Below are 26,508 nucleotides of genomic sequence, written 5' to 3'. Positions count from 1 at the left end.
ACTGACTACCACTACAAAGTATCACAGAGTACTGGGGTCGCGGCGGAAGGCGGCCCGATAGTCACCGGGCCGCCTTCCCGTGTGCTTCGCGAAAAGCGCCGCGAACGTCCCCGGATCCCGATACCCGACGGCGGCGCAGATTCCGGCGACCGTCCGATCCGTCGTTTCGAGGAGATGCCGGGCGCGCCGGACACGTGAGGAATGCAGGTATTCGAGCGGCGTCTGTCCGGCCTCCTCCGCGAAGCGCCGCAGCAACGTCCGGGTGCTGACGTTGAAACGTCCGGCCAAGGCGGCGAGGTCGTAACGAACGGTCAGGTTCTGGTCCAGCCATCGCATGACCCGACGGGAAAACGCGTTGCCGGGCTGCGGCAGGAGGCGCGTGTCGACGTACGGCGTCTGCGACGACCGCGCGTCGTCCACCAGTGCCACCCGTGCCGTCGTCCGTGCCACTTCGGCGCCGCTGTGCTCACGGATCAGTTCGAGCGCGAAGTCGTACATGGCGCTGAACGCCGCCGTCGTCGTGACTCCCCTGTCGGTCACGACGAGACGCTCGGGCCGGACTTCGGTTTCGGGGCACCGCTGAGCCAGTTCGTCCGCGAAGAGCCATGAGGTGGTGGCGCGGCGATGGTCGAGCAGGCCGGCCGCGGCCAGCAGGAACGCGCCGACGCAGAGCGAGACGACGACGTCGCCCGCGGCGGCGTGCGACCGGATCGCTTCGATCTCCGGTGCGAGGTTCGCGATCTTCGCGTCGATGTCCTGTCCCGGCGTGAGCTCGAATCCCGGGACGACGAGGACGTCGACTTCACGCAGCGGCGAGACGGTCACCACGACACCGCCCGACGCCGAGACCCTGCGACGAGGGGAAACGACGAAAACCTCATATCCGGCGTGGTCCGGACCCGCGACGTGCGTGGCCATCGTCAGGAGATCGGGAACACCGAACACCTCGGACGCGAAGCAGCCAGGGTAGGCGAGGACTCCCACTCGCAGCATGTGGCGAGATTACCCCGATATCCGGCGATCTGGCCTATCCCTCCGAAGGCCGCGCCGGTCGAAGCTTTCGCCATGCGTGGACACCTGGACGATGCCATCACCGACTTCTCACACCGGCTCGTGGAGGTGGACGGCGTGACGAAGACGGTTCACGTCGCGGGATCCGGGCCCGGAGTGGTACTGATGCCGGAAATGCCCGGCATCAGTCCTGACGTCCTTCGGTTCGCGCGGTGGGCGCGAGACGCCGGCTTCACCGTCTACGTTCCCTCGCTCTTCGGGCGCGACGGCGCCTATCCCACCGCGGAGGCAGGCGAGGAGGTGGTCCGCCGCGCTTGTGTCAGCGCCGAATTCCGCGCGTTCGCCGGAGGCGGCACCAGCCCCGTCACGCGGTGGCTGCGGGGGCTCGCGCGGATCGCCCACGCCGAATGCGGCGGTCCCGGGGTCGGCGCGATCGGCCTGTGCTTCACCGGCAACTTCGCCCTCACCATGGCGCTCGAACCCGCCGTCATCGCCCCCGTGGTCAACCACCCTTCGCTACCCCTGGACGACCCGGGAGCGCTCGAACTCGCCGAAGAGGACGCGATCGAGGTCCGGGACCGGATCGCGCGCGACGGCCTGAAGGTGCTCGCCTATCGCTTCGACGGCGACCGCTGGTGCACCGGACAGCGGTTCGCCGCCTACCGGGCACTCCTCGGTGACGCTTTCGACGGACGGGTGCTGCCGGACAGCGCCGCGAACACCGACCCTCCCCCGTTTTTCCGTGACCTGGTGGGCACGCCGCACAGCGTCGTCACCGCCCACCTCGTCGACTCCGCCGGGAATCCCACACTGCGCGCGAGGGACGAGATCCTCGCCTTCCTCGCCGACCGGCTGACGACCCGGTAGAACGGTGAGGCGACGAGATCGGCCGAGAGGAGAGCCATGTCCGAGCCGCGCCGAGCCCACGTCTCCGACCACAGCGCGATCGTCGACCGGGTCCAGCGGTGGTGGGGCGACTCGCGCACCCCCGCCCAGGCCCGCGAACTTTCCCTGCTGCTCCCCAAGCTGTTCCTGCAGTTCTTCTCCGGCACGAGCCTGGTCTTGGAGGACGAAACCGGAATCAGGGCGTTCCTCGTCGGCTTCCACTCCCCCGACGACGACGCCGGGGCGTACATCCATTTCGTGGGCGTGGACCCCGAACTTCGCGGGCAGGGGACGGCCCGCCGCCTGTACACGACATTCTTCCAGCGCGCCGCCGAGGCGGGCCGCACGGAAGTCCGTGCGATCACCTCGCCGGGGAACACCGGATCCATCGCCTTTCATCGCGCCATGGGGTTCACCCTCGAACCAGGGGATCGAGAGGTCGGCGGTCTCCCCGTGCACAGCGACTACGACGGTCCTGGCCAGGACAGGGTTTGCTTCTTCAGAAGAATCGCCTAGAACAGACTTACAGGACAGCGTCTAGCCGTAGATGGAGGCCGCCCATTCCGGATGGTCGATGAACGGGTTGCGGTTGTGCTGGAACTGGTCGTAGATGACCTGGTTACGGCGCTGCTCGGTGGCGTCGGGCGGGTCCTGGGTGTGCCAGCTCAGCAGGACCGAGATCCGGCCGATGTGGGGTTTGGACCCGTTGTCGACGGCGTCGTTGGGTTCGAGGTCGGGGAAACCGTCGGTGCCGTCGTACCGGACGCCCATGTACAGGATCATGCGGGCCACGTCGCCCTTGACCGCGTCGCGCGGCTCGAACGAGTCGTCATCGGTCAGGCTCCCTGGCGCTTCCTCGACCGGAGAACCACCGGCGTCGAAGTCCTTGCTCCCGCGCGTGCTGTTGACCGACGCGTCTTCCGCGCGCAGGTGGTGCAAGTCGGTACCGGGCCCGACCGCCGTGCCGAAGTCACCGTGCGACTTGGCCCAGACGTGTTCCCGGTTCCAGTCGTCGACTCCCCCGCCGTTGGCCGTCTTCGCCTGCGAGCGGCCGCTGTAGAGCAGTACGACGTTCGCCTTGTCGGCCGGATCCTCGTCGGCGGCCCTGATCCCGTCCCACACCTGTTCGTACGTCAGCTTGGTGTTGGTACTGATGATCTTGTGCAACGCCGCCTTGAGCTCGGGGCCGGTCTTGCCGAGTGCGTCCTGGTAGTAGTCGTCACCGGACGGACCCGCGAGGGTCGGCGACGCGAAGGCGATCCCCGCCGCGACACCGAGCGCGAGTACGACAGAGATTCGGCGGGCTGGCCGCATGGACAGTTCCTCTCCCCAGAGGCGCCGGCCCGGATCGTCGTCTGCTCCGCCACAACCCCGGCAACGCACTAGTCGTACAGTTGGAAAAATACTGTCACGAGTGTCAAGGGGCGGCACCAGGTGACATCCGCGGTCGGCCACGCGACAATCGTCGTCCTGACCCACTGGAGGGCCCTGTGGCTGAGCTGAGCGAGCAGATCCGCGACTGGGTCGCGGCACCGAGGTTCTGGCACCTGGCCACGGTGAACCTGGACGGTTCCCCCCAGGTTTCCGCCATGTGGATCGACCTCGAAGGCGACCACATCGTGTTCAACACCGCCGTCGGCCGGGTAAAGGAGGAGAACCTGCGCCGCGAGCCTCGGGTGTCGTTGTCCTGCCTGGACAACGAGAATCCCTACGACCGGGTCGTGATCCACGGCCGGGTCGTCGAGTTCGTCGAAGGCGACGAGGCGGATCGGTGCATGGACCGGCTGGCGAAGAAGTACGTCGGAACCGACCGTTTCGAATGGCGGATCCCGGAAGAACGGCGGGTCAAGGTCCTCGTCGAGCCGACCCGCGCTCGCCATGTCGTCGGCGTCGAACCTTTCCGGCGCGGACATCAGCCGTAGGACACCCGGTCACGACGCAGTTCTGTCCATTTCGGACACACAGTCGCCGGAACTCCGCGAACGAAACGGTGCTCTCGCGAGTGACGTCGTTCTCGATCGTCACGGTAGCCTTGGTCGCGTCGAGCAGGACGTTGAGGTCATGGTCGACCTCGGGCCGGAAAGATATCGCTTCGAGACCCGAACGGCGCAACCGAGGGAATGGCCCACTACGTCCACGTCACATGAGATGGATCGCGGTGTGCCTTCTACTGGTCGTGGCGGGATGCGGTGTGGGCACGGGCAAAGGACAGGTGGAGCTCGAGACCTTCACGGCACTCGGCTCAGCCCGCGGGCTGGCGGGCTTGGAACCCGCGGAGCTGGGAACGGCCGACGCACAGGATCTCCAGCGAACCCTGGAGCGCGCCAAGATCTCGAACCTGGACGAAGTCCGTGCCGCCTTGTCGTTCGCGCCGCCGGCCGACCGGCGCGGCTTCGCCTTCGTCGTGCCCGGTTGCGCCGAGGACGGCGCGGAACTGACCGTCGAAGGCGATACGTTGAACGTCAACCTCACCGGCGGGGAAAACGTCAACTGCGCTACGGCGAACTACTTCCTCACCGTTTTTTCCGTCGAACGTGACTCGATCCCGGCGACACCGAAGTTGTCGACGATGCGCCGTTAGCCCGTGTCCTCTGAGTCTGTTCGAGGATGATGACGCGATGGCGAGTTCGGCCTGAAAGCAGGCGGCGCTTCTGGCGTAGGCCTCGGCATCGAAGCCGGGCGGTCCGGTCATCGCGTTGCCGCAAGAACTTTGGCGCGCCGGCAAGCTGGAGCTTGCCCATGGCGTGCAACAGTCCTTGCGGGTGATTCGGATGGCTACCGCCGGATTGGGGCAATTCCTGGCGGAGATCGAGTCTCGTGGTGCGAAAGACTTGTACGGCTATGGCCGCACGGCCAACTGGTTCGCCGATATGGCGGGGTTGTCGGTCGGTGAAGCGCGTGCGGTGGTGAACCGGGCCGTCGCGCTGAACCCCACCCGCGCGTTGGACGGCACCGAGGTTCCGCCTGTGGCTCCCGCGACCGCCGTAATGGCGGCAGAGGGGTTGGTCGGAATGAGCGGATCGAGCAGATCCTGGAGATCTTGAAGAAACTCCCCGCCGACACCTCTGCTGAGGACCGTGCCAGTGCGGAGAAAGTCCTGGCCGACCTCGCCCGGGATGCCGGTCCCGTCAGCTCGCCGAGGCCGAAGCGAACCTGCTGGGCTGGCTGGACCCCGACGGCAACGAACCGAAGGATCCCGAGCCCAAGGAGCCGCGCCGGGAAATCACCCTGGAGCGCCGCAAGGACGGGTTCTGGAAGCTGACCGGGCTGCTCGATGACGAGACCGGTGCCCGCACCGCGGCCGCGTTGGAGGCGTATGCCCAGCCGCGGCCGGTGGACGAGTTCGGGCAAGCCGATCTGCGAATGAAATGCGAACGCCTGGGCCGACATCCTCGACCTCGCCATCGCCCGCCCCGACCAACCCGGCACCAGCGGCTACCGCACGTTGCTGCACGTCACCATCGGACTCGACGAACTGAAATCCGGCCTCGGCACCGCGTGCCTGGACTTCGTCGGCACGATGACCGCCAGAGAAGCCCCGCTCGCCGCCTGCGACTGCCTGATGCTGCCGATCGTGATGAGCGCCGCGGGCGAACCCTTGGATGTGGGGCGACTCAGACGCTTCGTCGCCCCAGGCCAGCGGCGTGCGTTGAACATCCGCGATGGGGGCTGTGCGTTCCCCGGCGTTCTGACATCGGAAGCCGAAGAACTGCCACGCACACCACATTCATCACTGGGCAGACGGAGGACCCACCGATCTCCGGAATCTGGTGCTGCTGTGCGGTTTCCATCACCGGCTGATTCATCACGGTGACTGGGAAGTCCGCATGGCCGCCGACGACCCACCGGAGTTCATCCCACCCCAATACCGCGATCCGTTCCGAAACCTCGGCGCAATACTTCCACCACGTCTGACCACCGAGGAGGCCGCCAGTCGCACCGGCGACGGGCCTCTCGCCCCATCACCGTCATCCTGGAACCTCAATCCGCGTCCTGATACGCCACGGTGGAATCAGGCAGGACAAGGGCGGTGTGCTCGGGTCGCCCGCCGTCCGGCGGCAAGGTGCTGAGACCACGGAGCCTGCTGTCCCGTCGCGCGAGGGCTTCGGCGGTGACCGGGAAGAGTGCCGCGTCGCCGACGCCTACCTGCGCCTGGTTCAGTTCGACGAATTCCCGCGTTTCCCTTTCGTAGGCGTCGAAAGCCCCGGTGGTGGCGAGCGACCTCGCCAGCATGTAGGCACCGACGAGCGCGAGGCTGGTGCCTTGTCCTGTCAGGAAAGACGGCGCGTAGGCGGCATCGCCGACCAACCCGACGCGGCCGCTGGACCAGCGTGGCAGGTGGATCTGGCTGACGGTGTCGAAGAACAGATCGTCCGCGTCGCGCATGGCGCCGAGCATGGCCGGGATTTCCCAGCCGTCGCGGGCGAAGGTCGTCGCGATGAGGTCTCGCCACGCTTGGGGATCGCGGAGGATCTCGTACGGCGGTTCGGGACGGGCGGCGACCAGGAAACCGTGGAGCTGGTCGCTTCCCTTGACCGCGTACAGCGCCGCCCCTCGGCCGGGCGCGTTCCAGAGCACACCTTCCCGCGACAGGCCGAATTCGTTGGGCATGGTGAAGCCGGCGAAGCAATATCCCAAATAGCGGTGATAGTGCTGCTCGGGACCGAAAACGAGTTCCCTGGTGCGAGAGTGCAGTCCGTCGGCTCCCACCACCAGGTCGAAACCGCGCCGCGCTCCACTGCGGAAGGTGACATCGACACCGTCCTCGTGCTCGCTGAGCGTCTCGATCGAGTCGCCGAAGACGTACTCCACGTCGTCGCGCGTGGCTCCGTACAGGATTTCCGCCAGATCGCCGCGTCGCACCTCGACGTCGCGCCCTTCGACCCCGCCGGTCACCGTCTCCGGATGTACCGACGCCACCTCGCCGCCGTCGGCGCCGACGAAGGTCAGCAAACGAGTCTCGATATGCGCTTCTTGAAGCTGTGGCAGGATTCCCATGCGGCTGGCCACCTCCAAGGCGGTGCCGCGGACGTCGATCGGATATCCGCCGCCGCGCAGTCCGCCCGCCTTTTCCACCACCGTCACGGAAAATCCGTGACGTCGCAGCCAGAACGCGACGGCGGGGCCTGCGATGCTCGCTCCAGAGACCAGAACAGTGCCTTTCACGGTGTTCATTTCCATTCTCCGTTTCCGTCAGAGAGACGCCAGTGACGGGGTTTTGGTGCTGGAGCGCGACTTTCGCACCAGCATGACGACGAGGACGGCGGCGATCGCGAAGGCGACGGACGCGATGGTGACGTAGGTGAAGACACCCGTTCCCGAATTCACCGTCTCGCCGCCGACGGACACGGCGGTCGACTTGAGCACCGCGGCGCCCACGAAGTCCAGCACCACCGATCCGATCGCGACGACGACCATGACCAGGCTGGAGACGATGCCCTGCCGTTCGGCCGGCGCGAGGCCGCCCGCCAGGTTGAAGCCGGAGGTCCCCAGCGCGCCGACCGTGAAACCCAGCAGGAAAGCGAAGAACACCGCGACGGGGAACTGCGAAACACCGACGAACATCCCGAGGGTGGCCACGGTTCCGAGCGCGATTCCGCCGGCCAGGGTCATCGCCGGCCCGACTCGGGTGGCGAGCATCCCGGCCACCGGGCCGCCGATCATGACGCCGATACCGGGTGCCGCGAGAAGCAGCGCCAGCGTTCCCTGACCTGCCAGGCCGTACCCGAGCCCTTGGTCCGCTGAGACATCGCTGACCAGCGGGATGAGCTGGAGCATGCTCTGGTACGAACCGGTGCCGAGGACGAGCACCAGCAACGTGAGCGCCAAAGGCGCACCGATAAGCCGGACGTCGATCAGCGAATCGGGCTTCCGGCTCGAGACGAGGAACCACCTGGACAAGGCCGCGGCACCGCCGGTGAGCAGGACCACCGGGCCGAGTCCGAGCCAGCCGAACTCCGAGCCGAGGCTGACGTAGCCGAGCACTCCGGCAAGGCCGCCGCCGAGGAGCAGCGCCCCTCCGGCGTCGATCCTGCCCGGGGTCTTGAGCACGGATTCGGGAAGGACGGCGCGGACGCAGATCGCCATCGCGATCGCGACGACGGCCGACACGAGGAACAAGATCTGAAAACCGAACTCCGCGGCCAGTTTCTCGGTGAGGAAACGGGAACCGATGTTGAGCACCGCGGACCCGGAGGTCACGATGCCCACCACGATCATGGCGATCCGCGGTGCGCAGATCTCACGGACGATCGCGACCGAAAGGAACAAGGCGGCCACGGCCGCCCCTTGCAACAGGCGCCCGGGCACGAAGACCCAGAGACTCGGTGCGACCGCGCAGACGAGCGCGCCCGCGCAGCTGAGCAGCAAGGTCAGCACGAGCACCTTGCGTTTGCCGTGCACGTCGGCGCTCTTGCCGAGCAACGGCGCCCACATCACGCCCGCCAGCATGGCGCTGGCGTTGAGCCAGGCCGTCTGATCGGTGCCGAAGTGGTCGAGCATCTCCGGAAGGACGAGCAGCGGTGCGGTGATGGCCGTGTCGACCATGAAGTTGACGAGCACCAGCACCGCCACGAGGCCGACGAGCCGTCCGTTCCATCTTGTGTGTGGTCCTGCGCCGATCCTGCTCTCCTGCATGAAGGACTCCTTGTGCGGGATTCAGGGAAAGGCGGATCCCCCGCCTCAAAAACTACACTACACGGTGCAGTTTTCTGTGGCTGAGAATACGATGAGAACATGGCGACCCCGAGAGCTACCGCACGGACACCGGGCCGTCGGCTGCAGGCCGAGACCAAACGAACGGCGATCCTTGACGCCGCCGAAGCGTTGTTCGTGTCGGACGGCTACGAACTCACCAGCGTCGACGCGATCTCGGCACGGGCCGGAGTGTCCAAACGCACCGTCTACGACCACTTCGGTGACAAGCAGACCCTCTTCCGCGGCGTGCTCGGCCGCGCCAACGAAGCCGTGGTCGCGACCGTGCGCAAGGCGATCGACGAAGAACTCTCCGACGACCGCGACGTCCGCGACGCCTTGCTCGGTTTCGCGCGGCGGGTGACGACGGGGATGTTCCCGACTTCGGACTACGCGACGTTCCGGCGGCTGAGTTCCCAGGCCCCGGTGGCGCCACGACTGCCTGAAGCGGCACGGGACGAACCCGAACGGATGATGGAGGAACGGTTCGCGAAGTTCGCGGTGGACGGCAAGCTCCGGCTGACCGACCCGCGGCGCGCCATGCAGCACTTCGTCGCCCTGACCATGCGCCTGGTCCTCGACGTGACCGACGAGGACCAGACGGGCGCGGTGGGCGAGCCGGAGGTCCTCGCGATCCTCGCCGACGGGGTGGACGTGTTCCTGCGCGCCTACGGCTGACGTCCTGTCACCCTTGAGAGCTACGCGCAGGTGCACTCCGCATGGTGACGATTCCCGGCCGCGTGATCCGTAGCGTGCCGGGTGAATCGTTCCCCTGTACCAGGAGTTCACCATGTCCCGTAAGGCATCCGCTCTGATCGCACTGTGCTGCGCCGTCGCAGGCGTGGCACTGTCGGCCTGCGACGAAGCCACGGAAGCGGAACCGGAGGCGCCCGCGAGCAGCAGCGCCGCCACACAGGATCGAGCCGCGTTCACCGGAACGCAGAAGATCAAGGTCGGCGAGCGTGCGGTGAACGTTTCGTGCGCCGGTGAGCCGGCCGATGGGCGGCCGGTCGTCGTCCTGCTGCACGGCGGGGGCGACGACGTCACAAAGCTGGCCGGACTCCAGAACACGCTGGCCGCGCGGCGACCGGGAGATACCAGACCGGGCCGAACAGCCGCCGCCACTGCTCCGAGACCCGCCGAAGGGAGACCACGAAGCGGATCTTATTCCGAACGGGTGAATCGCCCGTATGCCACTCGACCGGATCAGCGTGATGTTACGGACGTAACATCACAATGTGACTGGTGAACCTCGCGATCGCGGCTGGCTGGTGATCAGCGTGTCCACCGCCGCCGCCCCGGACTCGCTGCGTGTCCAGGTCTGGCGCAAACTCCGCTCCCTCGGCGCCCTTTACCTGCAGCAATCGGTGTGCCTGCTCCCCGCGCGAGCGGAGGTGGCGCGGGAGGTACTGCGTCTCGTCGACCGGGTCCGCCGTCAAGGCGGGACGGCGCGCGTGCTGCCGATGGAGTTCACCGACCCAGCCGAGGAACAGGCGGTGATCGCCGAACTGAACGAGGCCCGCGACGCCGAGTACGCCGAAGTCCTCGATCGGCTTCCCGAGCTGCGGCGGGAACTCGCGGACGAACAGGCCCGCGGCAACGCCACCTACGCGGAAGTCGAAGAATCCGAAGCCGACTTGAACCGGTTCCGCGGCTGGCTCGGCAAGATCACCGCCCGCGACTATTTCGCCGCTCCGGGCGGTCAGGCGGCCCGCGACTCCGTCGAGCAGGCCGCGGTCGAACTCGCCGCCTTCGAGGAAGCCGCTCTGCGCGCCGAAGCCCCCGCACCTGGGCCGCGATGATCGGGTCGTTCTGGTGGGATCTGCTGCTCGGCCTCGGCGGCGCGCTGCTCGTGACCTGGCTCGCGCTCGTCGTGACGCTCGTTCTCGCCCGGCCGCGTGGCGGACTGCTCCGCGAGGCGCTGCGGCTGCTGCCCGACGTGCTGCGGCTGATCCGCCGCCTGGCCGCGGACGGGACGCTGCCGCGTGGCGTCCGGATCAGACTCACGCTGCTGCTGGTCTACCTCGCCCTGCCCCTCGATCTCGTCCCCGATTTCATCCCCGTCCTGGGCTATGCCGACGACGCCATCATCGTCACGGTCGTCCTGCGCGGCGTCGTCCGCCGCGCCGGGCTCGACGCCGTCCGCGCGCACTGGCCCGGCACCGAAGACGGTTTCGACGCGCTCGCCCGCCTGATCGGTTTCCCCGCCGCCACGGGCTGATCGCGGCACGACCCACCCGGCACTTGCGTGCGTTTCCGGCAGACGCGTAACAACTTTCGGCCTTCTCGCGGCATACCGGAGAGCCGTCTTGTTCCGGCCGGTCCCCGCGCGGAGGAGTTCGTGTGCTGAGTTCCCGTCGTTTCCCGTTCCCCCGAAGATCACGGCGCGCGCTGGCGGTGGGCGTGGTCGGCCCGCTGATCGGCGCGCTCGCGGTCGGTCTCGTCACCGTCGCCCCCGCCGAAGCCGCGGTACCCGCCGGGTTCACCGACGCGGTGGCGATCGGCGGGCTCAGCTCGCCGACCGCCACCGCGTTCGCGCCGGACGGACGGGTGTTCGTCGCCGAAAAGAGCGGTCTGGTCAAGGTCTTCGACTCGCTCGCCGACACGACGGCGACGGTGTTCGCCGACCTCCGTCCGCAGACACAGGACTTCTGGGATCGCGGCCTGCTCGGGCTCGCCGTCGACCCCGCTTTTCCCGCCAGGCCGTACGTCTACGTCTCGTACACCCTCGACGCGGAGCCCGGCGGGACCGCGCCGCGATGGGGTGACACCTGCCCGACCCCGCCCGGCGCCACGGACAAGGGATGCGTCGTGACCGGCCGGGTCTCCCAGCTGACGATGGGTTCGGCCGGCACGGCCGTCAGCGAAAAGCCTCTGGTCACGGGGTGGTGCCAGCAGTTCCCCAGCCACTCGGTCGGTGCGCTCGCCTTCGGGCCGGACGGTGCCCTGTACGCGGGCGGCGGTGACGGCGCCAGCTTCACCTTCACCGACTACGGCCAGGCCGGGAACCCGTGCGCCGATCCGCCCTCGCCTGCCGGGACGAACCTCGCGCCGCCGACCGCCGAGGGCGGCGCGCTGCGTTCGCAGTCGCCACGGCGCCCTGCCGGGCAGCCGGTCCTGCTCAACGGAACGGTGCTGCGCATCGACCCGGACACCGGCGAAGGCGTCCCCGGCAACCCCTTCGCGAACAGCGCCGACGCCAACGCCCGGCGCGTGATCGCCTACGGCGCTCGCAACCAGTTCCGGTTCGGCTTTCGGCCGGGCACCGGCGAGCTCTGGGCGGGTGACGTCGGCTGGGACACCTGGGAGGAGATCAACCGCGTCGCCAACGTCGGTGACGGCGTGGCGGAGAACTTCGGCTGGCCCTGTTTCGAAGGCAACGCCAGGCAGGCAGGCTACGACGGCGCGAACCTCGACCGCTGCGAGTCCCTGTACGCCTTCGGCGGGCACTCCGTGCCCTACTACGCCTACAACCACCGCGCCAAGGTGGTGGCGAGCGACCCCTGCCCCACCGGAGGCTCGTCGATCAGCGGCATCGCGTTCGAATCCGGCAGCAACTACCCCGCCGACTACTCCGGCGCGTTGTTCTTCTCCGACTCGTCCCGTGGGTGCATCTGGGCCATGCAGGCCGTCGACGGCCGGCCGAGCCCAAGCCGTCTCGTACCGTTCGTGACCGGCGTCAACGTCCCGGTGCAGGTGCTCACCGGACCGGGCGGCGACCTGTTCTACGTCGCGCTGGGCAGCGGCGAACTCCGCCGCGTGAGCCATCCGGGCGGCACCAACCGGCCGCCTTCCGCGGCGTCCACGGCGAATCCGACGAGCGGACCGGCTCCGCTGACCGTGCGGTTCGACGGCACGTCCTCCACCGACCCGGACGCCGGGGACACCCTGTCCTACGCCTGGGATCTCGACGCGGACGGCGCGTACGACGACTCGTCGGACTCCGCCCCCACCTGGACCTACACCGCAGCCGCCGCCGTCGATGCCGGATTGCGGGTGACGGACTCCCACGGCGCGAGCGCGACCACGACGGTGCGGGTGACCGTCGGCAACCCGGAGGGCCTCGACCCGGTGCCGGTCATCGACAGCCCGGCAAGCACGCTGACCTGGTCCGTCGGCCAGAGCGTGTCCTTCTCCGGCCGCGCCGTCGACGCCCAGGACGGACAGCTCCCGGCGGCGGCGCTCTCGTGGCGGCTCGCGATCCGGCACTGCGCGACCAACGGCACCTGCCATACGCACAACGTCCAGGACTTCCCCGGCGCCGCGGCAGGCTCGTTCGTCGCACCGGACCACGACTACCCGTCGTACCTGCGGCTGACCCTCATCGTGACCGACTCGACCGGCCGGACCGGCAGCAAGACCGTCGACCTCCAGCCCCAGACGGTGTCGCTGAGCTTCACCTCCAGTCCCAACCAGGCGATGCTCACCGTCGGCGGCACGCAGCAGCGCACACCGTTCTCCCGGACGGTGATCGCCGGCTCCACCAACTCGATCAGCGCGGACAGCCCGCAGAATCTGCCGCCGCTCAACCTGAAGTACGCCTTCACCGGCTGGGCGCACGGCGGTGCGCGGACGCAGAACATCATCGCGCCGGGTACATCCACGACCTATCAGGCGAAGTACCGGCTCTGCTGGCTGTTGCAACCCTGCTGAAGTCCAAGACGGCGGGTTCGCGTGTCACGCGAACCCGCCACAGCATGCTTTTCCTTGTCGCGGAACACCTTTCGCCACAACCGTAAGATCCTCGAAAGGGTCGGAACCCCCACCGGGAACACCTCGTCGGATCGCCGATCCAGATCCGCACGAAGGGTGAATCCGATGACCTGTCCAGGCCTGCCCGACCAGCAGAACACCCAGTCTTCGACCGTCAAGCCCGGTGTGGCCATCGGGATCCTGGTCGCGGTGATCGCGCTGGTCGCCTTCTGCGTCACCGGTTTCGCCGCGCCCGGTTTCCTGCTCCGCAAAGGGCCCGGGATCTCGTTGCCCGCCCCGCTCAGCAGCCCGACGACCAGCTCTTCACCCACGAGCACCACGGAAAGCCCGACCAGCACCAGGGTCAGCCGTCCGAGCCGCCAGCGGATCACCATCACCAGGCGCCCGGCTCCGCCGCCGGAGAAGGGCATTCAGGTGATCGCGGACTTCCTCGCCGAGATCGCCGCGGGGGACAAGCCGGCGGCGATCGCGCTCGCTTGCGAGGCGCAGAAGAGGTTCATGGACGACAAGATCGATTCTCTTCTCCCGCTGGGTTCCCGCGTTCAGATGACGACCACTGGCGGGACGGCCAAGTTCGTCTTGGCCGACGTCGCCGGAGTCGTCAAAGGACGGTCCGCCAGGGGCACCGTGATCGCGGACCGCACGGAGGACGGCGGCTTCTGCATCACGACGTTCAGCATTCGCGACGCGCGCTGAACGTGACCTCAGTCGAGACAGAACTCATTGCCCTCGATGTCCTGCATCACGATGCAGGACTCGTTCTCCCCGTCGGCGAGCATGACCCGCTCGCAGACCGCACCGAGCGCCTCCAAGCGGGTGCGTTCGGCCTGGAGGGCGGCGAGACGCTCTTCCCCCACGAGCCCGGTGCCCGCCCGCACGCAGAGATGCACCCGGTTCTTGACGACCTTGCCTTCGGGGACACGCTGGAAGTACAGCCGCGGGCCCACCCCGGTGGGGTCACTGCAGGCGAAGCTGGCGTCCTGTTTCTCGGGCGGCAGCGTGCGGGTGTGGTCGTCCCAGGTGGCGAACCCCTCCGGCGGCGACGGCACGACGTACCCCAGCACCTCGCACCAGAAACGGGCGAGACGCTCGGGTTTCGCGCAGTCGAAAGTGACCTGGACCTGTTTCACCGACACCATCAGACCACCCTAGTCGCTGTCGAACCGATCAAACCCGCGGCGCGCAGATCGGCCCAGACCTGTGCGGGCACCTCCGCGGCGAAGGACTCCACGTTGCGTCGTACCTCTTCGGCGGACCGCATCCCGACCGCGATGCCGGCGACGGCCGGGTGCTGGAGCGGGAAGGCCATGGCCGCTTGGGGAAGCGTCACGCCGTGCGCCTCGCACACGTCGGCGATCCGGTTCGCCCGCTCCACGACTTCCGATGATGCGGTCTCGTAGTCGAAGTGCGCTCCCGCAACCGGCCTCGGCACGGCGAGCAGCCCGGAGTTGAAGACCGACGCCGCGATCACCGAGACACCGCGTTCCTCGCACGCGGGCAGGAAGGTGTCGAGCGCGCTGTGCTCGAGCAGCGTGTGGCGGCCGGACTGCATGATCACGTCGACATCGGTCTCCTCGACCAAAGTGGTCAGCATGGCCGTGTCGTACATACCGGCGCCGATCGCGCCGACGATCCCTTCCGACCGCAGTTCCGCGAGGGCTGGGTAGCCGTCGCGCATCGCGTCGTCGAAGTACTCCTCGGCGTCGTGCAGGTACAGCACGTCGATCCGGTCCAGGCCCATCCGCTCCAGGGAATCCTCGACGCTGCGCCGGATCCCGTCGCGCGTGAAGTCGCGTACCCGGCGATGCGTCGCGGGGACGTGGAAGCCCGCCGGATCCCTTTGCCCGTCCGCATCCTGGGGTACCAGCAGGCGGCCGACCTTCGTCGACAGGACGAAGGAATCACGCGGCCGCGAGCGCAGGAACTCGCCGATGCGGCGTTCGGAATGCCCGATCCCGTAATGCGGTGACGTGTCGTAGTACCGGATCCCGCCGTCCCAGGCCGCGGCCAGCGCCCCCGCCGCGGTCTCGTCGTCCAGTGGCGCGAACAAGCCGCCGAGCGGCCCGCCGCCGAAACCCAGCCGCGTCACCTCGACATCGGTGCGCCCGAGTCGCCTCGTCTCCATAACCGGCCCCCTTGATCAGGTCGGCGACCACGGTGCCACATCCGGGCGATCCGGTCCCGCGATTTATTCGCCGCCGACGAGCCACTCCGCACACGAGACGACCTCGAAGCCGCGGCTCGGGAACACCTTGTCGACGAAGAAGCCGTGCATCGCCGGATCGCCGTCGGCGCAACCGTCGCGCAGCACGGTCACGTGATAGCCGCGGTCCGCCGCGTCGTAGGCCGTCGCGGCCACCATGGCGCTGGTCGCGACTCCGGCGATCGCGACCGTGTCGACCCTCCTGGCGCGGAGCACCAGATCGAGATCGGTGCCGGCGAACGCGCTGGCACGGCGTTTCAGCACGACCACGTCCTCGTCGGCGACCGGCAGATCGATCTCCGTCCCGGCCGAACCCTCGTGGAAGGTGTCCCCCACCTCGTGGAACGTCTTGAACAGCGCGTTCCCGGGCGGCAGGTCGGCCCCGTTGCCGCGGAGTGCGAAGTGGACGAACACGACGAGCGCGCCGCCCGCACGCGCACGCGGCAGCAGACTCTTGATCGGCGGCAGGACTGTTCCGGTGAACGGGTAATTCCCCGTGATACCTCGCTGGAGGTCACCGATGATCAGCGCGGTGGTCATGCACGGAAGCTACCCGATCGTCCGTATACAACCGGCCGCGCGACTGGCTAGCCTCCGGCGGGTGAGGATCAAGAGTGTGCTGCTCGCCGTCCTGATGACCGCCGGAATCGTGATTCCCCCGCCCGCCGTCGCCACGGCGGACCCGTCGGCTTGGGTGGCGCCGCTGAGCACGCGCGGCCGCTACATCGTCGACGCGGCGGGCGACCGGTTCAAGCTGAAGGCCGCCAACTGGCACGGCGCGAGCGGTACGTGGACCGGCTCGGGCGACGTGAACGATCCGGCCGCGCACCACGCCGGTGAGATCGCCTACCAGACTCCGCTCGGGCTGGACCGTGCCTCGATCGACACGATCATCGACGGGCTGGCGGAGCTGGGCCTGAACAGCGTCCGGCTTCCCTTCTCCAACGCGATGATCCACGACACCAGGCCGGTCCCCGACCTCCCGGCGAACCCGGAGTTGCGCGGCCTCACTCCGCTGCGGGTCTACGATCGCGTCGTCGCGCGGCTGACCACGCGCGGGTTCGCGGTGATCCTCAACAACCACACCACGACCTCCCGCTGGTGCTGTGGCCTCGACGGCAACGAGCGCTGGAACACCGCGCAGACCGAACAGCAGTGGCAGGACGACTGGCTGTTCATGGCGCGCCGCTACGCCGCGAACAAACGGGTGGCCGGCGCCGATCTGTACAACGAGGTCCGCCGCAACGTCTTCGACGATCCCAATTGGGGCTGGGGAAACGGCACGGACTGGCAGCGCGCGAGCCAGCGGGTGGCCGACCGCATCCTGACCGAGGCCAATCCCGACCTGCTGCTCATCGTCGAGGGCATCAACTGGACCGGCCTGCCCGTGGACGGCCTTCCCCACGGAAGGCCGACGCTGGAGCCTGCCCGCACGCTCTCGCATACGCTCGTGGACTCCGGGAAACTGGTCTACGCCGCACACTTCTACGGGTACACCGGTCCGAACCATTCCGGGGCGACCGGCACCGGCGAGACCCACGACCCGCGCTACCGCGACCTCTCGCCGCAGGAACTCCGTGATGTCCTTTACCGGCAGGCGTTCTTCGTCTCGGCGGAGACCGGCAAGCACTACACCGCGCCGCTCTGGATCAGTGAGTTCGGCGAAGGACGTCACACCACCGACGCGGCGAGCCGAGCCTGGTTCGAAAACTTCGTCGGCTACCTCGCGGAGACCGACACCGACTTCGCCTACTGGCCCGCTGTCGGCTTCCACGAAGGCAGCACGGGCAACGGCTGGTCCTTGCTCTCGTGGGACGCGGCCGGCCGACGCGTCGACGTGCTCGACGGCACGGACTGGCGTGGCCCCGCGTGGCGACGGCTGGTGAACGCGCCAACCCGCTCCGGACGGATCCCCGAGACCGAACGCTGGTCGATGCTGAACCTCGACTACGCGGATTTCCAGGCCTCGCGCAAGGTTCGCGCGATGACGGACTGGAATCCGGGCGCGCGCAAGGGAGCCTGTCCCGACGGCCAGCGCCTCACCGGTCTTTCCCATACCGGGAACCGGGGCCTCTGCACCGGCAGGCTCGCCGCCCCGGCGGGTTACGTCGTGGTCCGCGGGGAGACCTATGTGGACATCGACTGGGCGTCCGGCTACACCAAGGTGCAGTGCCCGCCCGATCACGCCGCGGTCGGCTACAGCGTCACCGGCGCGGCGTTCTCCGCACTCCTGTGCGGCGGATCCACCACTCCGCTCGGCCGGACCGGCCGGACCGTCTGGTTCGACCGCGGTGACAACCGGCCGTCCGGGAGCCCCGGCGGCGACTTCGCGTCGGGCCACTACAAGGGCCAATGCGCTCCGGGCGAATACGTCGCCGGTGTCGCGTACACCGGGCGCGTCGGCTCGAATCGCACTCCCGACGCGCTGCTCTGCCGCGCCTGACGCGTTCAGGCTACCAAGATGCAGAACGGATGCCCCGCCGGATCCGCGTAGACGCGCAAGGGTTCTTCCGGGTCTTCGCTGCGGTCGTACCGGAGCCGCCCGCCGAGTTCGAGGACGCGGGTGTGCTGCGCCTCGAGCTCCTCGACCGAGTCCACGGTCAGGTCCAGGCGCAGTTGCTGAGGCACCGGTTCGGCGTCCGGCCAGCTCGCTTCGTCCAGCCGGTCGACCTGCTGGAATGTCCACACCAGCAGGCGCCGGTAGAACTCCGCCAGCCCACGGGCGTCCGTGCAGTCCAAGACCACCTGACGGAACTTCGGACCCGTTTTCCGGTCAACCAAGCCGATCACCTCCATCACGCCGATCGAGTACCGCGAGAACCGTTTCACACCAACGAATGTTCTCCTGTTCGAACGCGATCCCGCGGGCGAGGGTCAGATACGGCCCGACACGGGGAGCGGTGGCGAGGAACTCCGCTTCGGCGGACTCGCCGAGCAGACGCTCACGAAGGCGCTCGAAGCGTTTGAGCTTCGTCTCGGCGATGGCCTTCCTGTCCGCGACGGCGCGCCGGACCTCCTTGTCGTCACCTGCCTCGAGGGCTTGGACCTGGACCAGCAGCTCGTCGCGGATCGCGGTCGGCTTCGGCACCCGGGTGGTGAATGCGGCGAGCTCGGCCGCGCCCGCGTCGGTCAAGGAGAAGAGCCGCTTGTTGGGACGCCGTCGCTGTTCGACGACTCGCGCCGCCACCAGGCCCTGCGACTCCATTTTGTCCAGTTCGCGGTAGAGCTGCTGTGGTGTCGCGGTCCAGAAGTTGGCGACCGACGCGTTGAAGCTCTTCGCCAGGTCGTAGCCCGAGGACTCGCCGTCCAGGAGCGTCGCGAGGATCGCGTTCCGCAGCGCCATGGCGCGATGATAGTGCCACGCGGATTAGTCGCAAAGTTGATTAGTCACTTTGATGGACAGTGGCGCGATGATCACCTACGCTCGGCGGCATCTACTCAACAAGTTGACTATGAGGAGATCGCCATGCTCACGTTCCGTGAAGCAGTCGAAGCGAAGGACGCCGCCGCGCTCGAGGCATTGCTCGCCGACGACGTGGTCTTCACCAGTCCGGTGGCGTTCAAGCCCTACCAGGGGAAGGCGATCACCGCGGCGATCCTGCGCGGCGTGCTGCGCGTGTTCGAGGACTTCCGCTACGTCCGCGAGATCCACGACGACGCGCACCATGTTTACGAGTTCGAAGCGACGGTCGACGGGCTGAAGATCAACGGCTGCGACCTCCTGACCTTCGGCGCCGACGGCAAGATCACCGATTTCAAGGTGATGGTCCGGCCGCTGCGCGCGGCCGAGGCGCTCGCGGCACGGATGGGCGCCCAGTTCGAGGCCATCAAGGCGGACGCGCTCGGCTGAGGCTTCCCGCACTTGGGCCAAGAGCGGCGATCACGCGCGGCGTCCTGCCGTCGCACTGCCCAGCCGCCACTTCTCAACTGTCCCCAAGGGACACTTTTCGCGATATGAGCGCCCGATTGGAGTACTTTGCGGGGATTGGGGCGAGGTCGTGAGCGATAAAGAGGGTTAGAACCCCAATGCCACGTAGCTTAAGTTGATCTTGGGCGGGGCTGACAGGTGGGGTTAAGGCTCCCTTCGCTGCGCCTGATGCGACGAAGGGCCGGTCATGGGTCGGGTTGGTCGTGAGTGGCGTTTCGGGTTCTAACCCGAAACGCCACTCACGACCCCCTCGCGCAATCGCCCATCCGGGCATCAATCGGACATTGAGCCAGCGAAAAGTGTCCTTAGTGGACACTCAGGGGGCGCGGTCGGCTCCTGCCAGCCAGGGCAACCGAGCGCGTGACCTGCGGCAATCCTCACCGCTTACGATCAAGACCCCCATCCAAGATCAACTTAAGCTACGCGGCATTGGGTTAGAACGATCTTTACCACTCACGACCCCGCGCACATTCGCCCGAATCGCCCGAATTGGACACTTCGCCTCGAACGGGCGTCCCTCGTGGACGGCGCGTCACGACTGCCGTCGCACCATCTCGGCGATCCAGACGGGAGCGAACGGCGACGTGCAGTTCGGCGGGGTCGGATAGTCCTTGAGCACTTCGAGGCGCTCCCCGATGCCGATCGCCCGGGCACGTTGCTCCGCGTGCTCGATCCCGATCTGCGCCAGGCAGTGGTTCATCGCCCACTGCAGGCGATCCGGCGCGGTCTTCATCTCCGCTTCGATGACGTCGAGCAGCCGGGTGAGGTCGAGGCCCTCGGGCTTCTTCGCCACGCGTTCGGTCGTCAGGGCCCAGCCGGCGCTCGCGACCACGGGGTCCGGATCGGCCGACCACGCCAGGCGCAGCTCTTCGGCGTGCGGGCTCTTCTTGACCACATAGTTCACGAGCCAGTCGTGCACCTTCGGGGTACGCGCCTCACGCACCATGCGGTCCAGCTCGGCGCGGTCGAACGCCTTCGGGCGGCAGATCAGGAGCGCGAGCAGTTTCGCCGCCGTGTCGTCCGTTTCCCAGAGCTCGCGCGCGAGCTCCTGCTGGGTTTTCAGCCGCTTCGCGAGCGCACGCAGCTTGCCGAGGTTCACCCCGTGGTCGTCGCCATGCTTCTCGTTCACCTGCCGTGCGCGCGGGTCCTCGAGCGCGGCCAGTTCGGCCATCACCTCGGCTGTCGTCATCTCGGCCTCCCGACGTTCAGCCTACGAGGCGTGCCGGGTGGAGGAGCCGGTCGGGAACGGGGAAACCGCTCGCCGGCAGGGTGCCGATCGCCCGGTCGCCGAACTCGCGCCGACGAGATGCACCCCGACCTCAGCCAGGTGGTGGTCGGCGAAGCCAGGGCGTGACGGCCTGCCGGGCACCGCTCACCCGGCGTACCGAGTCACGGGGCTGCTACGGTTGACCCGTCGCGGTTCAGACACCAGCCGCCGGATCCCTTCTTCCGGGTTCGGCCTGTCCACCGGGCAGCGGCCGGCCCCCGTACCGGCAAGGAGTCAACTTGACCGACTACCGCGCTCCCGCTTCTCATCCAGCACCTTCGACTCGGAGATTCGTTTCCTCTCTCGACATTTCGATCATCGCTTCCGCCGATGACACGGTGGTCACCGTATCCGGTGAGATCGACCTCGGTGTCTCGGACGACCTGCGACGGGCGCTGGACGAGGAACTCCGATTCCAGCCGTCGGCGCTGATCGCCGATCTGTCCGCGGTCAGCTTCTGCGATTCGTCCGGCTTCACCGTTCTCGTCCAGATCCGGGCGAAGGCCGAGGAAGCAGGCGTCCCGTTCATCATGGTCACCCAGGAACGGGCCTTGCTGCGTCCGATGGCGCTGCTCGGCCTCGACGCCGTCTTCACCGTGCACCCGACCCTCGATTCGGCACGGGACATGCTCACTCGCTGACCGGCTGCCATGATGGGCGGTTGTGACGAGTGACAAGGGTTCGGGCTTCCGTATCGGCGGCCGTCCACTGGCGGAACGGCTGACCGAAGTCCTGCCATCGCTCGCGAAGACGGTGCTGGCCGAGATCGTCTCCCGGATCCCGGAGTACGGCCTGCTCCCCGCCGAGGAACTCAGCGGCGACATCACGCAGGTGATCGAGCAGAACCTGCGCTCGTTCATCGACACTCTGCGCACCGGGTCCACACCGGCGCGCGAGGAACTCGACTTCCTCCGCGAGTCGGCGGCCCGGCGCGCGGAGGAAGGCATCCCGCTCGACGTCGTGCTCACCGCGTACCACATTGGCATCCAGGTGGTCTGGGCGTCACTGACGCCGGACGCGCGTCCGGAGGAGGTCGCCGACGTCCTGGCCGTCAACGCGCTGACCCTGCGTTACCTGGAGGTGGTCACGCCCGCGGTCGGCGCCGGGTACCTCGATGAGCGACAGACGATGTTCGACGACGAGCGGTCGGCGCGGCACACCGTGCTTTCCGCGCTGCTCGACGGCGAACCCGCGGAGGTCGCGGCGGGACAGGCCGGATTGCGGCTGCCGCCGTGCTACCTCGTCCTCGCGGCGTCGGTCGGGGCGCATCCGGACGAGGAGATCGACGGGGTCGACCCGCTGGTCGCCGGGCGACGAAAGCTCCGGCGGCTGCGGGTCGAACTCGAGCGCCAGATCCGGGACACCGTCCTGACCTCGCTCACTCCCGAAGGCGGCATCGCCTTGCTACCGCACGAAACCCCGGCCGGCGAACTGTCCACTCGCGACTGGGCCCGGCTGGAGCGTGTCCTCGTCGACGTCGCCAGGACGGCGGGTGCCGAGGTCATCGCCGGGGTGGCCGCCGCTAAACCGGCCGAGGTGCCCGACGCGGCGAAGCTCGCGCAGGACGTGCTCGCGGTCGCCATCGGAGCCGGACGGCCGCCGGGCCTGTACCGCCTCGACGACGTCCTGCTCGAATACCAGCTTTCCCGTCCCGGACCCGCACTCGACCGGCTGGCCTCCAGGCTGGCGCCGCTCGACGGCAACGAGGAACTCCTGCTGACGCTGGAGACCTTCCTCCGCCGGGGAGGGCGACGGCAGACCGCCGCGGCCCTGCACGTCCACCCCAACACGGTCGATTACCGGCTGCGCCGGATCGCGGACCTCACCGGGCTGGATCCCACGAGGCTCGAACACGTCGCCCTGGTGAGCGCGGCGCTCGCCGCTCGCGCGACCCGAGGCCGTTCTTGAGCCTCTTGTGACACGTCACCAACGACCCTACAAAACGTGAAGGTCCTCGCTGTCGCGGAGGTCGAGCAGCCGACGGGCGGAACGGCACTCACCAGGGAAGATGAAGAGGAGCGTGTGCGTTTCCTCGGCGAGCAGATGCGCTCGTTCGAGCACCCGCATGCCGGTCGTGCCGAAGAACTCGAGTTCGGACAGGTTGAGGATCACCCTGGTACCGCAGCCGTTGAGCCGCTGGCTCAGCATGTCCCACAGCCTCGGCGCGGTGCCGAGATCGACCTCGCCATTCGCCTTGACCACGGCGGTCCTCCTGGTCGGCCTGCTCACGTGCAGTCGGAGACGTCCCCGAGATTCCTCGAGCGCCCGCGGTGCGCGGGAGGCTGAGACTGCGCGCTTGCGGTCAAGCGCGCGGGGTGTCGACAAGGAAGTCATATATGGAAGTACCCAGGCGCGTCACCAGGTGAAACCGGCCTACCCCTTCGCGATCTCCTTGTTCACGCCGCTCGGGCCTTCGTACTCCCGGTCGGGAAGGTTCCGCAGCAGGTCGAGCGTCCGGTCGTCGGCGCCGTTGCCCTCGGCGGCCCGGACGAGATCGTCCCTGCCCGCCGGGTAGTCGACGCCAGAGAGGCACTTCTGGATTTCGATCGGGTTCGCGTCGCTCACGGTTTCTCCTCGCTTCCGATGGATTGTCCACTCCGCGTACCCGGCGAGCGACCGGGGAAACGCCGCGCTTGAAGGCCGGGGAAAGCGGGTATCACCAGCGTGTCGGAGGTGATGTTCCATGTCCGCTGCACAGACTGGCACCGGGCCGGTCGTGACCGGTTTCGACGGGTCGCCCGAAGCACGCCGCGCCGTCCGCTGGGCGGTCGCCGAGGCGAAGACCCGCGGCCTCGGCCTGGTCCTCGCGTACTGCACCCATGACCGGCTTCCCCCACCCGGCTCGGACCCTGTCGCGACGCCGCTGAACGAAGCGGTTCCCCAGGCCGCCGACGAAGCGGCCGACGTGGAACCTGCCCGTCGGCAACTCGCTTCGATGGCTGAAGCCCTTAAGCGCTCCGACCCCGGGCTCGACGTCCGCACGGTCGTCCGCGGCGGCATTCCGGAGGAGGTCCTGACCTCGGTCGCGGACGAGGTGGACGCGGCGATGATCGTTCTGGGTGAATCCCACACCGGGTTGTTCACCAAGGCGGTCCTCGGCTCGACCGAATCCGGCGTGACCAAGACCGCCGGCCGTCCCGTCGTGGTGGTGCGCGGGGACGAGCCGCCGCGGGGCGGACCGGTGATCCTCGGTACCGACGGCTCCGCACAGAGCGCTCAGGCGGCGGGGTTCGCGTTCGACTTCGCGGCTCGTCACGGGCTCACCGTGCACGCCGTCCACGTCGCGCGGATGCCGATCTGGGGGCCCGCGAGCGAACCCCTGCTCGGCGGTCCGGTACTGGACCCGGCGCCCGGCCTTCCCCAGGAGGTCGCCGACGAACTCGTCGCCCGGCAGCTCGAACCGTGGCGGGAGCGCTATCCGGACGTCGCCGTGGAGATGGTGCACGGCGTCGGTCCCGCCGCGCAGGCGCTGACCTTGCAGTCCAGTGAGGCCGCGCTGCTGGTGCTCGGCCGGAGCGATCACGGCGATCTCCGGCGCCTGCTGCTGGGATCGGTCAGTGACGACGCGTTGCATCACGCGCACTGCCCGGTGGCGGTGGTCCGCGCCCAGCCGGTCGGCTGAGCACCGAGTGTCACGAAGAGGTCAGTTCTCCGAGTGTTCGCTGGGAAACTCGCAGTTCAGCGGCCAGCAAGAGGCCGCCCGTACGAGCCTGCGCGAGCGCGTAGCCGACCTCGGAGACCTTGTCCCAAGCCTGCCGCGGCGTGTCACCCGCACCCACCCGGCCGGCCAGGAGGCTCTCTTCGAGCTGTTCCTGCAAGCCCGGCAGGACGTTGGCGAGGTCGTCGGCGAGCCGCTGCAACGCCCCGATGGTGCGGCAGAGGTCGGCGGGCGAGGCGGGCTCGTCGTCCCGCAGCCTGGTGTACAGGCGGCGCACGACCGTCCCGGCCTGTGCGGCCAGCAGGTACGGCGGCTCTTCCGACTTCGGACTCATGCCCTGAAGTACCCCGTCCACGACCTGCGAAAACAAGTTTGTGCCGAACGAGCCGGGGGTATCAGCGGCTGTGAACAAGGACGTACTCACCTTCGGAGTCGAGGAAGAATTCTTCGTAGTGGACCGGGCCGGTCACCTTTCCCCGACAGGCGGCGCCGTCGTCGACGCCGCGGACGAAGAACAGGGCGAACTCCAGCAGGAGCTCACCCGCTCCCAGGCCGAATCGGCCACCGGCATCTGCACGACCCATGACGAGGCGGAGCGACAGCTGTCGACGATGCGGGCGGAACTGGCCGAGGCCGCCGCCCGGCGGAGCTGCCGCCTGCTGCCCAGCGGCAGCGCACCGCTCGCGGAGACGGCCTTGCCCGCCATCACCCCGAATCCGCGTTACGAACGGATGTCCGAACATTTCGGGGCGACCGCCCGGACGTCGCACACCTGCGGCTGTCACGTCCACATCGCCGTCCCCGACCGGGAAACCGGGATCCGGGTGATCAACCGCGTCCGGCCCTTCCTGCCCGCGCTGCTGACCGTGACCGCCAATTCCGCGATCTGCGACGGGTACGACACCGGGTACGCCAGCTGGCGGTATCAGCAGTGGAACCGCTGGCCCTCGGCAGGCTCGCCGCCGCTGTTCACCTCGCTGGACCACTACGAAAGCGTCGTCGACGCCTGGCTCCGGGCGGGCGCCATCCTCGATCGCGCGATGGTCTATTGGGACGTGCGGCTTTCCGAGAAGCAGCCGACCGTGGAGTTCCGGCTCGGCGACGTCGCGGCCACGGCCGGCGAAGCGGTCCTGTTCGGGGTGCTGATCCGCGGGCTGGTCGGCACGATCCTCGCGACGGAGGAGCACCCGCCGAACCTGTCCAACGAGGTCCTTCGGGCGCAGATCTGGCGCGCGTCGCGGGAAGGACTCTCCGGCCGCTGCCCGCATTTCCGGACCGGCGACCTCGCCCCGGCGAGCGACGTGCTCGACGAGGTCGTCACCTTCGCGGCCGGTGCCCTCGAAGAGACGGGTGACCTCGATTTCGTCCGCGACGGCTGCGCCCGGCTCGTCGCCGAAGGCAGCGGGGCGGACCGGCAACGGGACCGGTTCGAGAAACGGCAACGCGCGGAGGACGTCGTGGACCTCCTCGCAATCCACCCCGAACTCGCGTGATTGGAGCCGTAACTCGCGTGATTGGAGGCGGAACTCACGAGTTACGGCTGTACGCACGCGTGTTACGGCTCCAATCACGAGAGTTACGGCGTCAGGTCCGGCCCAGTTCAGGCGGGCGGCGCAAGGGGCCCCAGTCCGCGTCGTGCCGGGCCCTGTCCCGCAACAGATCGCGAGCTTCGCCGAGGACGGCGGTGGAGATCCTTCCGACCGGTTCGGGGTCGGTCAGCAGAGGCTCGTTGTCCGGACCGGAGCCCACGATCCGGCCCGCCAGTACCCAGGGCTTGGTCTCGCGACGGCGTTCGTGCCGGAGGTGGCAGTAGTCGTAAAGCCGCCTGGCCAGCCAGAGTTCGAGTGGCTGATCGCGCAACCATGGTTCGGGATCGAGGGGGTTCACCGAGAGTCCCGGCAGTTCCGCGCCGGTGAGTTCGTCCCGGCTCGTGCCGGGGCGATGTTCGGGAGTCGGCGCCCACCGGACGTACAGGCCTTGCCACCGCCGGACCAGCGCGGCGAGTTCCCCCAGTGATTCCAGCTGCTGCATCGGGCGCTCCTGTGCGACGGGTGGACACGGTGACCGGCGCGCCGGCGTCCCTGCCCCGCCGGGGTTGCCCACGCCGGTCCACCTCACGGCCGGCGGACGTACAACCTCGCTGCGCCGGC

30 protein-coding genes and 1 pseudogene are annotated in these 26,508 nt (G+C 68.3%); 17 read left to right on the top strand and 14 right to left on the bottom strand.

The window, feature by feature from the left end; all coding sequences use genetic code 11:
- Positions 1–21: 21 nt before the first annotated feature.
- The gene (locus tag AC0685_RS32315; RefSeq protein WP_340682816.1) at positions 22–993 is read right to left on the bottom strand and encodes a GlxA family transcriptional regulator; all 972 of its coding nucleotides are present in this window, start codon (positions 991–993) and stop codon (positions 22–24) included.
- Positions 994–1,065: 72 nt separating this feature from the next.
- Between AC0685_RS32315 and AC0685_RS32310 the strand changes: the two genes are divergently transcribed.
- Positions 1,066–1,878: a dienelactone hydrolase family protein gene (locus AC0685_RS32310; RefSeq protein ID WP_340682817.1), complete on the top strand. Its 813-nt coding sequence runs from the start codon at positions 1,066–1,068 to the stop codon at positions 1,876–1,878.
- Positions 1,879–1,914: 36 nt separating this feature from the next.
- The gene (locus AC0685_RS32305; protein WP_478228955.1) at positions 1,915–2,412 is read left to right on the top strand and encodes an N-acetyltransferase family protein; all 498 of its coding nucleotides are present in this window, start codon (positions 1,915–1,917) and stop codon (positions 2,410–2,412) included.
- A gap of 21 nt (positions 2,413–2,433) precedes the next feature.
- On the opposite strand, the gene AC0685_RS32300 is transcribed toward AC0685_RS32305, so the two are convergent.
- On the bottom strand, positions 2,434–3,210 hold the full coding sequence (locus AC0685_RS32300) for an endonuclease I family protein (protein WP_478228954.1): 777 nt from the start codon (positions 3,208–3,210) through the stop codon (positions 2,434–2,436).
- A gap of 176 nt (positions 3,211–3,386) precedes the next feature.
- Here AC0685_RS32300 and AC0685_RS32295 point away from each other — a divergent pair, with 176 nt between their 5' ends.
- The 3 genes and pseudogenes from AC0685_RS32295 to AC0685_RS32285 all read left to right on the top strand — a co-directional run bounded on the left by AC0685_RS32295 (position 3,387) and on the right by AC0685_RS32285 (position 5,811).
- The gene (locus AC0685_RS32295; protein ID WP_340682820.1) at positions 3,387–3,818 is read left to right on the top strand and encodes a PPOX class F420-dependent oxidoreductase; all 432 of its coding nucleotides are present in this window, start codon (positions 3,387–3,389) and stop codon (positions 3,816–3,818) included.
- Positions 3,819–4,108: 290 nt separating this feature from the next.
- Positions 4,109–4,477, top strand: coding sequence for a hypothetical protein (locus AC0685_RS32290; protein ID WP_478228953.1), 369 nt, complete (start codon positions 4,109–4,111; stop codon positions 4,475–4,477).
- Positions 4,478–4,586: 109 nt separating this feature from the next.
- Positions 4,587–5,811 (top strand): annotated as a pseudogene (locus AC0685_RS32285) (HNH endonuclease signature motif containing protein).
- A 66-nt stretch (positions 5,812–5,877) separates the two neighbouring features.
- Here the strand turns inward: AC0685_RS32285 and AC0685_RS32280 are convergent.
- Both AC0685_RS32280 and AC0685_RS32275 read right to left on the bottom strand, forming a co-directional pair.
- On the bottom strand, positions 5,878–7,071 hold the full coding sequence (locus AC0685_RS32280) for an FAD-dependent monooxygenase (RefSeq protein WP_478228952.1): 1,194 nt from the start codon (positions 7,069–7,071) through the stop codon (positions 5,878–5,880).
- 18 nt (positions 7,072–7,089) lie between these two features.
- The gene (locus AC0685_RS32275; RefSeq protein WP_478228951.1) at positions 7,090–8,532 is read right to left on the bottom strand and encodes an MFS transporter; all 1,443 of its coding nucleotides are present in this window, start codon (positions 8,530–8,532) and stop codon (positions 7,090–7,092) included.
- A gap of 99 nt (positions 8,533–8,631) precedes the next feature.
- On the opposite strand from AC0685_RS32275, the gene AC0685_RS32270 reads away from it, so the two are divergent.
- The 6 genes from AC0685_RS32270 (at position 8,632) to AC0685_RS32245 (ending at position 13,998) form a co-directional block, all read left to right on the top strand.
- Positions 8,632–9,267, top strand: a complete 636-nt coding sequence (locus AC0685_RS32270) for a TetR/AcrR family transcriptional regulator (protein ID WP_478228950.1) — start codon at positions 8,632–8,634, stop codon at positions 9,265–9,267.
- A gap of 112 nt (positions 9,268–9,379) precedes the next feature.
- The gene (locus tag AC0685_RS32265; protein ID WP_478228949.1) at positions 9,380–9,838 is read left to right on the top strand and encodes a hypothetical protein; all 459 of its coding nucleotides are present in this window, start codon (positions 9,380–9,382) and stop codon (positions 9,836–9,838) included.
- Positions 9,828–10,391, top strand: a complete 564-nt coding sequence (locus AC0685_RS32260) for a Chromate resistance protein ChrB (protein WP_478228948.1) — start codon at positions 9,828–9,830, stop codon at positions 10,389–10,391. Before AC0685_RS32265 ends, AC0685_RS32260 begins: the two co-directional genes overlap by 11 nt.
- Entirely contained in the window at positions 10,388–10,810 is a 423-nt protein-coding gene (locus tag AC0685_RS32255; protein ID WP_478228947.1) for a YkvA family protein, read from the top strand. Before AC0685_RS32260 ends, AC0685_RS32255 begins: the two co-directional genes overlap by 4 nt.
- A 122-nt stretch (positions 10,811–10,932) precedes the next feature.
- The gene (locus tag AC0685_RS32250) at positions 10,933–13,242 is read left to right on the top strand and encodes a PQQ-dependent sugar dehydrogenase (protein ID WP_478228946.1); all 2,310 of its coding nucleotides are present in this window, start codon (positions 10,933–10,935) and stop codon (positions 13,240–13,242) included.
- A 165-nt stretch (positions 13,243–13,407) separates the two neighbouring features.
- The gene (locus tag AC0685_RS32245) at positions 13,408–13,998 is read left to right on the top strand and encodes a hypothetical protein (protein WP_478228945.1); all 591 of its coding nucleotides are present in this window, start codon (positions 13,408–13,410) and stop codon (positions 13,996–13,998) included.
- A gap of 8 nt (positions 13,999–14,006) precedes the next feature.
- Here the strand turns inward: AC0685_RS32245 and AC0685_RS32240 are convergent, their stop codons facing one another.
- The 3 genes from AC0685_RS32240 to AC0685_RS32230 form a co-directional block, all read right to left on the bottom strand.
- The gene (locus AC0685_RS32240) at positions 14,007–14,441 is read right to left on the bottom strand and encodes a VOC family protein (RefSeq protein WP_478228944.1); all 435 of its coding nucleotides are present in this window, start codon (positions 14,439–14,441) and stop codon (positions 14,007–14,009) included.
- Positions 14,441–15,427 carry an aldo/keto reductase gene (locus tag AC0685_RS32235; RefSeq protein ID WP_478228943.1) on the bottom strand — a complete coding sequence of 329 codons (987 nt, stop codon included), beginning with the start codon at positions 15,425–15,427 and terminating at the stop codon, positions 14,441–14,443. Before AC0685_RS32235 ends, AC0685_RS32240 begins: the two co-directional genes overlap by 1 nt.
- 63 nt (positions 15,428–15,490) lie before the next feature.
- Positions 15,491–16,045: a cysteine hydrolase family protein gene (locus tag AC0685_RS32230; RefSeq protein ID WP_478228942.1), complete on the bottom strand. Its 555-nt coding sequence runs from the start codon at positions 16,043–16,045 to the stop codon at positions 15,491–15,493.
- A 94-nt stretch (positions 16,046–16,139) separates the two neighbouring features.
- Here AC0685_RS32230 and AC0685_RS32225 point away from each other — a divergent pair, with 94 nt between their 5' ends.
- Positions 16,140–17,948 (top strand): glycoside hydrolase family 5 protein, encoded by a 1,809-nt coding sequence (locus AC0685_RS32225; RefSeq protein WP_478229008.1) that lies wholly within the window; start codon positions 16,140–16,142, stop codon positions 17,946–17,948.
- Between the two features lie 5 nt (positions 17,949–17,953).
- Here AC0685_RS32225 and AC0685_RS32220 read toward each other — a convergent pair whose 3' ends face one another.
- Together AC0685_RS32220 and AC0685_RS32215 are read right to left on the bottom strand one after the other, a co-directional pair.
- Positions 17,954–18,301, bottom strand: coding sequence for a VOC family protein (locus tag AC0685_RS32220; protein ID WP_478229007.1), 348 nt, complete (start codon positions 18,299–18,301; stop codon positions 17,954–17,956).
- Positions 18,279–18,848, bottom strand: coding sequence for a PadR family transcriptional regulator (locus tag AC0685_RS32215; protein WP_478228941.1), 570 nt, complete (start codon positions 18,846–18,848; stop codon positions 18,279–18,281). Before AC0685_RS32215 ends, AC0685_RS32220 begins: the two co-directional genes overlap by 23 nt.
- A 123-nt stretch (positions 18,849–18,971) precedes the next feature.
- Here AC0685_RS32215 and AC0685_RS32210 point away from each other — a divergent pair, with 123 nt between their 5' ends.
- Positions 18,972–19,355, top strand: coding sequence for a nuclear transport factor 2 family protein (locus AC0685_RS32210; protein ID WP_478228940.1), 384 nt, complete (start codon positions 18,972–18,974; stop codon positions 19,353–19,355).
- A 610-nt stretch (positions 19,356–19,965) separates the two neighbouring features.
- On the opposite strand, the gene AC0685_RS32205 is transcribed toward AC0685_RS32210, so the two are convergent.
- Positions 19,966–20,622 (bottom strand): DNA alkylation repair protein, encoded by a 657-nt coding sequence (locus tag AC0685_RS32205; RefSeq protein ID WP_478228939.1) that lies wholly within the window; start codon positions 20,620–20,622, stop codon positions 19,966–19,968.
- Positions 20,623–20,939: 317 nt separating this feature from the next.
- On the opposite strand from AC0685_RS32205, the gene AC0685_RS32200 reads away from it, so the two are divergent.
- Complete coding sequence (locus AC0685_RS32200) at positions 20,940–21,341, top strand: STAS domain-containing protein (RefSeq protein ID WP_478228938.1); 402 nt, start codon at positions 20,940–20,942, stop codon at positions 21,339–21,341.
- 22 nt (positions 21,342–21,363) lie between these two features.
- Positions 21,364–22,608, top strand: a complete 1,245-nt coding sequence (locus tag AC0685_RS32195; RefSeq protein ID WP_478228937.1) for a PucR family transcriptional regulator — start codon at positions 21,364–21,366, stop codon at positions 22,606–22,608.
- A gap of 27 nt (positions 22,609–22,635) precedes the next feature.
- On the opposite strand, the gene AC0685_RS32190 is transcribed toward AC0685_RS32195, so the two are convergent.
- Together AC0685_RS32190 and AC0685_RS32185 are read right to left on the bottom strand one after the other, a co-directional pair.
- Positions 22,636–22,902 (bottom strand): STAS domain-containing protein, encoded by a 267-nt coding sequence (locus AC0685_RS32190; protein WP_478228936.1) that lies wholly within the window; start codon positions 22,900–22,902, stop codon positions 22,636–22,638.
- 171 nt (positions 22,903–23,073) lie between these two features.
- Entirely contained in the window at positions 23,074–23,265 is a 192-nt protein-coding gene (locus AC0685_RS32185; RefSeq protein WP_478228935.1) for a DUF2795 domain-containing protein, read from the bottom strand.
- A 118-nt stretch (positions 23,266–23,383) separates the two neighbouring features.
- Between AC0685_RS32185 and AC0685_RS32180 the strand changes: the two genes are divergently transcribed.
- Positions 23,384–24,322 (top strand): universal stress protein, encoded by a 939-nt coding sequence (locus AC0685_RS32180; protein WP_478228934.1) that lies wholly within the window; start codon positions 23,384–23,386, stop codon positions 24,320–24,322.
- Between the two features lie 10 nt (positions 24,323–24,332).
- On the opposite strand, the gene AC0685_RS32175 is transcribed toward AC0685_RS32180, so the two are convergent.
- The gene (locus tag AC0685_RS32175; RefSeq protein ID WP_478228933.1) at positions 24,333–24,692 is read right to left on the bottom strand and encodes a hypothetical protein; all 360 of its coding nucleotides are present in this window, start codon (positions 24,690–24,692) and stop codon (positions 24,333–24,335) included.
- 70 nt (positions 24,693–24,762) lie between these two features.
- Here AC0685_RS32175 and AC0685_RS32170 point away from each other — a divergent pair, with 70 nt between their 5' ends.
- Positions 24,763–25,851, top strand: a complete 1,089-nt coding sequence (locus AC0685_RS32170; RefSeq protein WP_478228932.1) for a carboxylate-amine ligase — start codon at positions 24,763–24,765, stop codon at positions 25,849–25,851.
- A gap of 91 nt (positions 25,852–25,942) precedes the next feature.
- Here the strand turns inward: AC0685_RS32170 and AC0685_RS32165 are convergent, their stop codons facing one another.
- Complete coding sequence (locus AC0685_RS32165; protein WP_478228931.1) at positions 25,943–26,389, bottom strand: DUF6098 family protein; 447 nt, start codon at positions 26,387–26,389, stop codon at positions 25,943–25,945.
- Positions 26,390–26,508: the final 119 nt, after the last annotated feature.

The organism is Amycolatopsis sp. NPDC043889, from assembly GCF_056435645.1.
The sequence above is the reverse complement of the archived record's forward strand: the minus strand, read 5'-3'. Positions and strand labels throughout refer to the sequence as shown.

Excerpts from the sequence above, each read along its gene's own strand:
- AC0685_RS32315 (WP_340682816.1), bottom strand. The coding sequence starts at position 993 with ATGCTGCGAGTGGGAGTCCTCGCCTACCCTGGCTGCTTCGCGTCCGAG.
- AC0685_RS32310 (WP_340682817.1), top strand. The coding sequence starts at position 1,066 with ATGCGTGGACACCTGGACGATGCCATCACCGACTTCTCACACCGGCTC.
- AC0685_RS32305 (WP_478228955.1), top strand. The coding sequence starts at position 1,915 with ATGTCCGAGCCGCGCCGAGCCCACGTCTCCGACCACAGCGCGATCGTC.
- AC0685_RS32300 (WP_478228954.1), bottom strand. The coding sequence starts at position 3,210 with ATGCGGCCAGCCCGCCGAATCTCTGTCGTACTCGCGCTCGGTGTCGCG.
- AC0685_RS32280 (WP_478228952.1), bottom strand. The coding sequence starts at position 7,071 with ATGAACACCGTGAAAGGCACTGTTCTGGTCTCTGGAGCGAGCATCGCA.
- AC0685_RS32275 (WP_478228951.1), bottom strand. The coding sequence starts at position 8,532 with ATGCAGGAGAGCAGGATCGGCGCAGGACCACACACAAGATGGAACGGA.
- AC0685_RS32270 (WP_478228950.1), top strand. The coding sequence starts at position 8,632 with ATGGCGACCCCGAGAGCTACCGCACGGACACCGGGCCGTCGGCTGCAG.
- AC0685_RS32265 (WP_478228949.1), top strand. The coding sequence starts at position 9,380 with ATGTCCCGTAAGGCATCCGCTCTGATCGCACTGTGCTGCGCCGTCGCA.
- AC0685_RS32255 (WP_478228947.1), top strand. The coding sequence starts at position 10,388 with ATGATCGGGTCGTTCTGGTGGGATCTGCTGCTCGGCCTCGGCGGCGCG.
- AC0685_RS32245 (WP_478228945.1), top strand. The coding sequence starts at position 13,408 with ATGACCTGTCCAGGCCTGCCCGACCAGCAGAACACCCAGTCTTCGACC.
- AC0685_RS32240 (WP_478228944.1), bottom strand. The coding sequence starts at position 14,441 with ATGGTGTCGGTGAAACAGGTCCAGGTCACTTTCGACTGCGCGAAACCC.
- AC0685_RS32235 (WP_478228943.1), bottom strand. The coding sequence starts at position 15,427 with ATGGAGACGAGGCGACTCGGGCGCACCGATGTCGAGGTGACGCGGCTG.
- AC0685_RS32230 (WP_478228942.1), bottom strand. The coding sequence starts at position 16,045 with ATGACCACCGCGCTGATCATCGGTGACCTCCAGCGAGGTATCACGGGG.
- AC0685_RS32225 (WP_478229008.1), top strand. The coding sequence starts at position 16,140 with ATGACCGCCGGAATCGTGATTCCCCCGCCCGCCGTCGCCACGGCGGAC.
- AC0685_RS32220 (WP_478229007.1), bottom strand. The coding sequence starts at position 18,301 with ATGGAGGTGATCGGCTTGGTTGACCGGAAAACGGGTCCGAAGTTCCGT.
- AC0685_RS32215 (WP_478228941.1), bottom strand. The coding sequence starts at position 18,848 with ATGGCGCTGCGGAACGCGATCCTCGCGACGCTCCTGGACGGCGAGTCC.
- AC0685_RS32210 (WP_478228940.1), top strand. The coding sequence starts at position 18,972 with ATGCTCACGTTCCGTGAAGCAGTCGAAGCGAAGGACGCCGCCGCGCTC.
- AC0685_RS32205 (WP_478228939.1), bottom strand. The coding sequence starts at position 20,622 with ATGACGACAGCCGAGGTGATGGCCGAACTGGCCGCGCTCGAGGACCCG.
- AC0685_RS32180 (WP_478228934.1), top strand. The coding sequence starts at position 23,384 with ATGTCCGCTGCACAGACTGGCACCGGGCCGGTCGTGACCGGTTTCGAC.
- AC0685_RS32175 (WP_478228933.1), bottom strand. The coding sequence starts at position 24,692 with ATGAGTCCGAAGTCGGAAGAGCCGCCGTACCTGCTGGCCGCACAGGCC.
- AC0685_RS32165 (WP_478228931.1), bottom strand. The coding sequence starts at position 26,389 with ATGCAGCAGCTGGAATCACTGGGGGAACTCGCCGCGCTGGTCCGGCGG.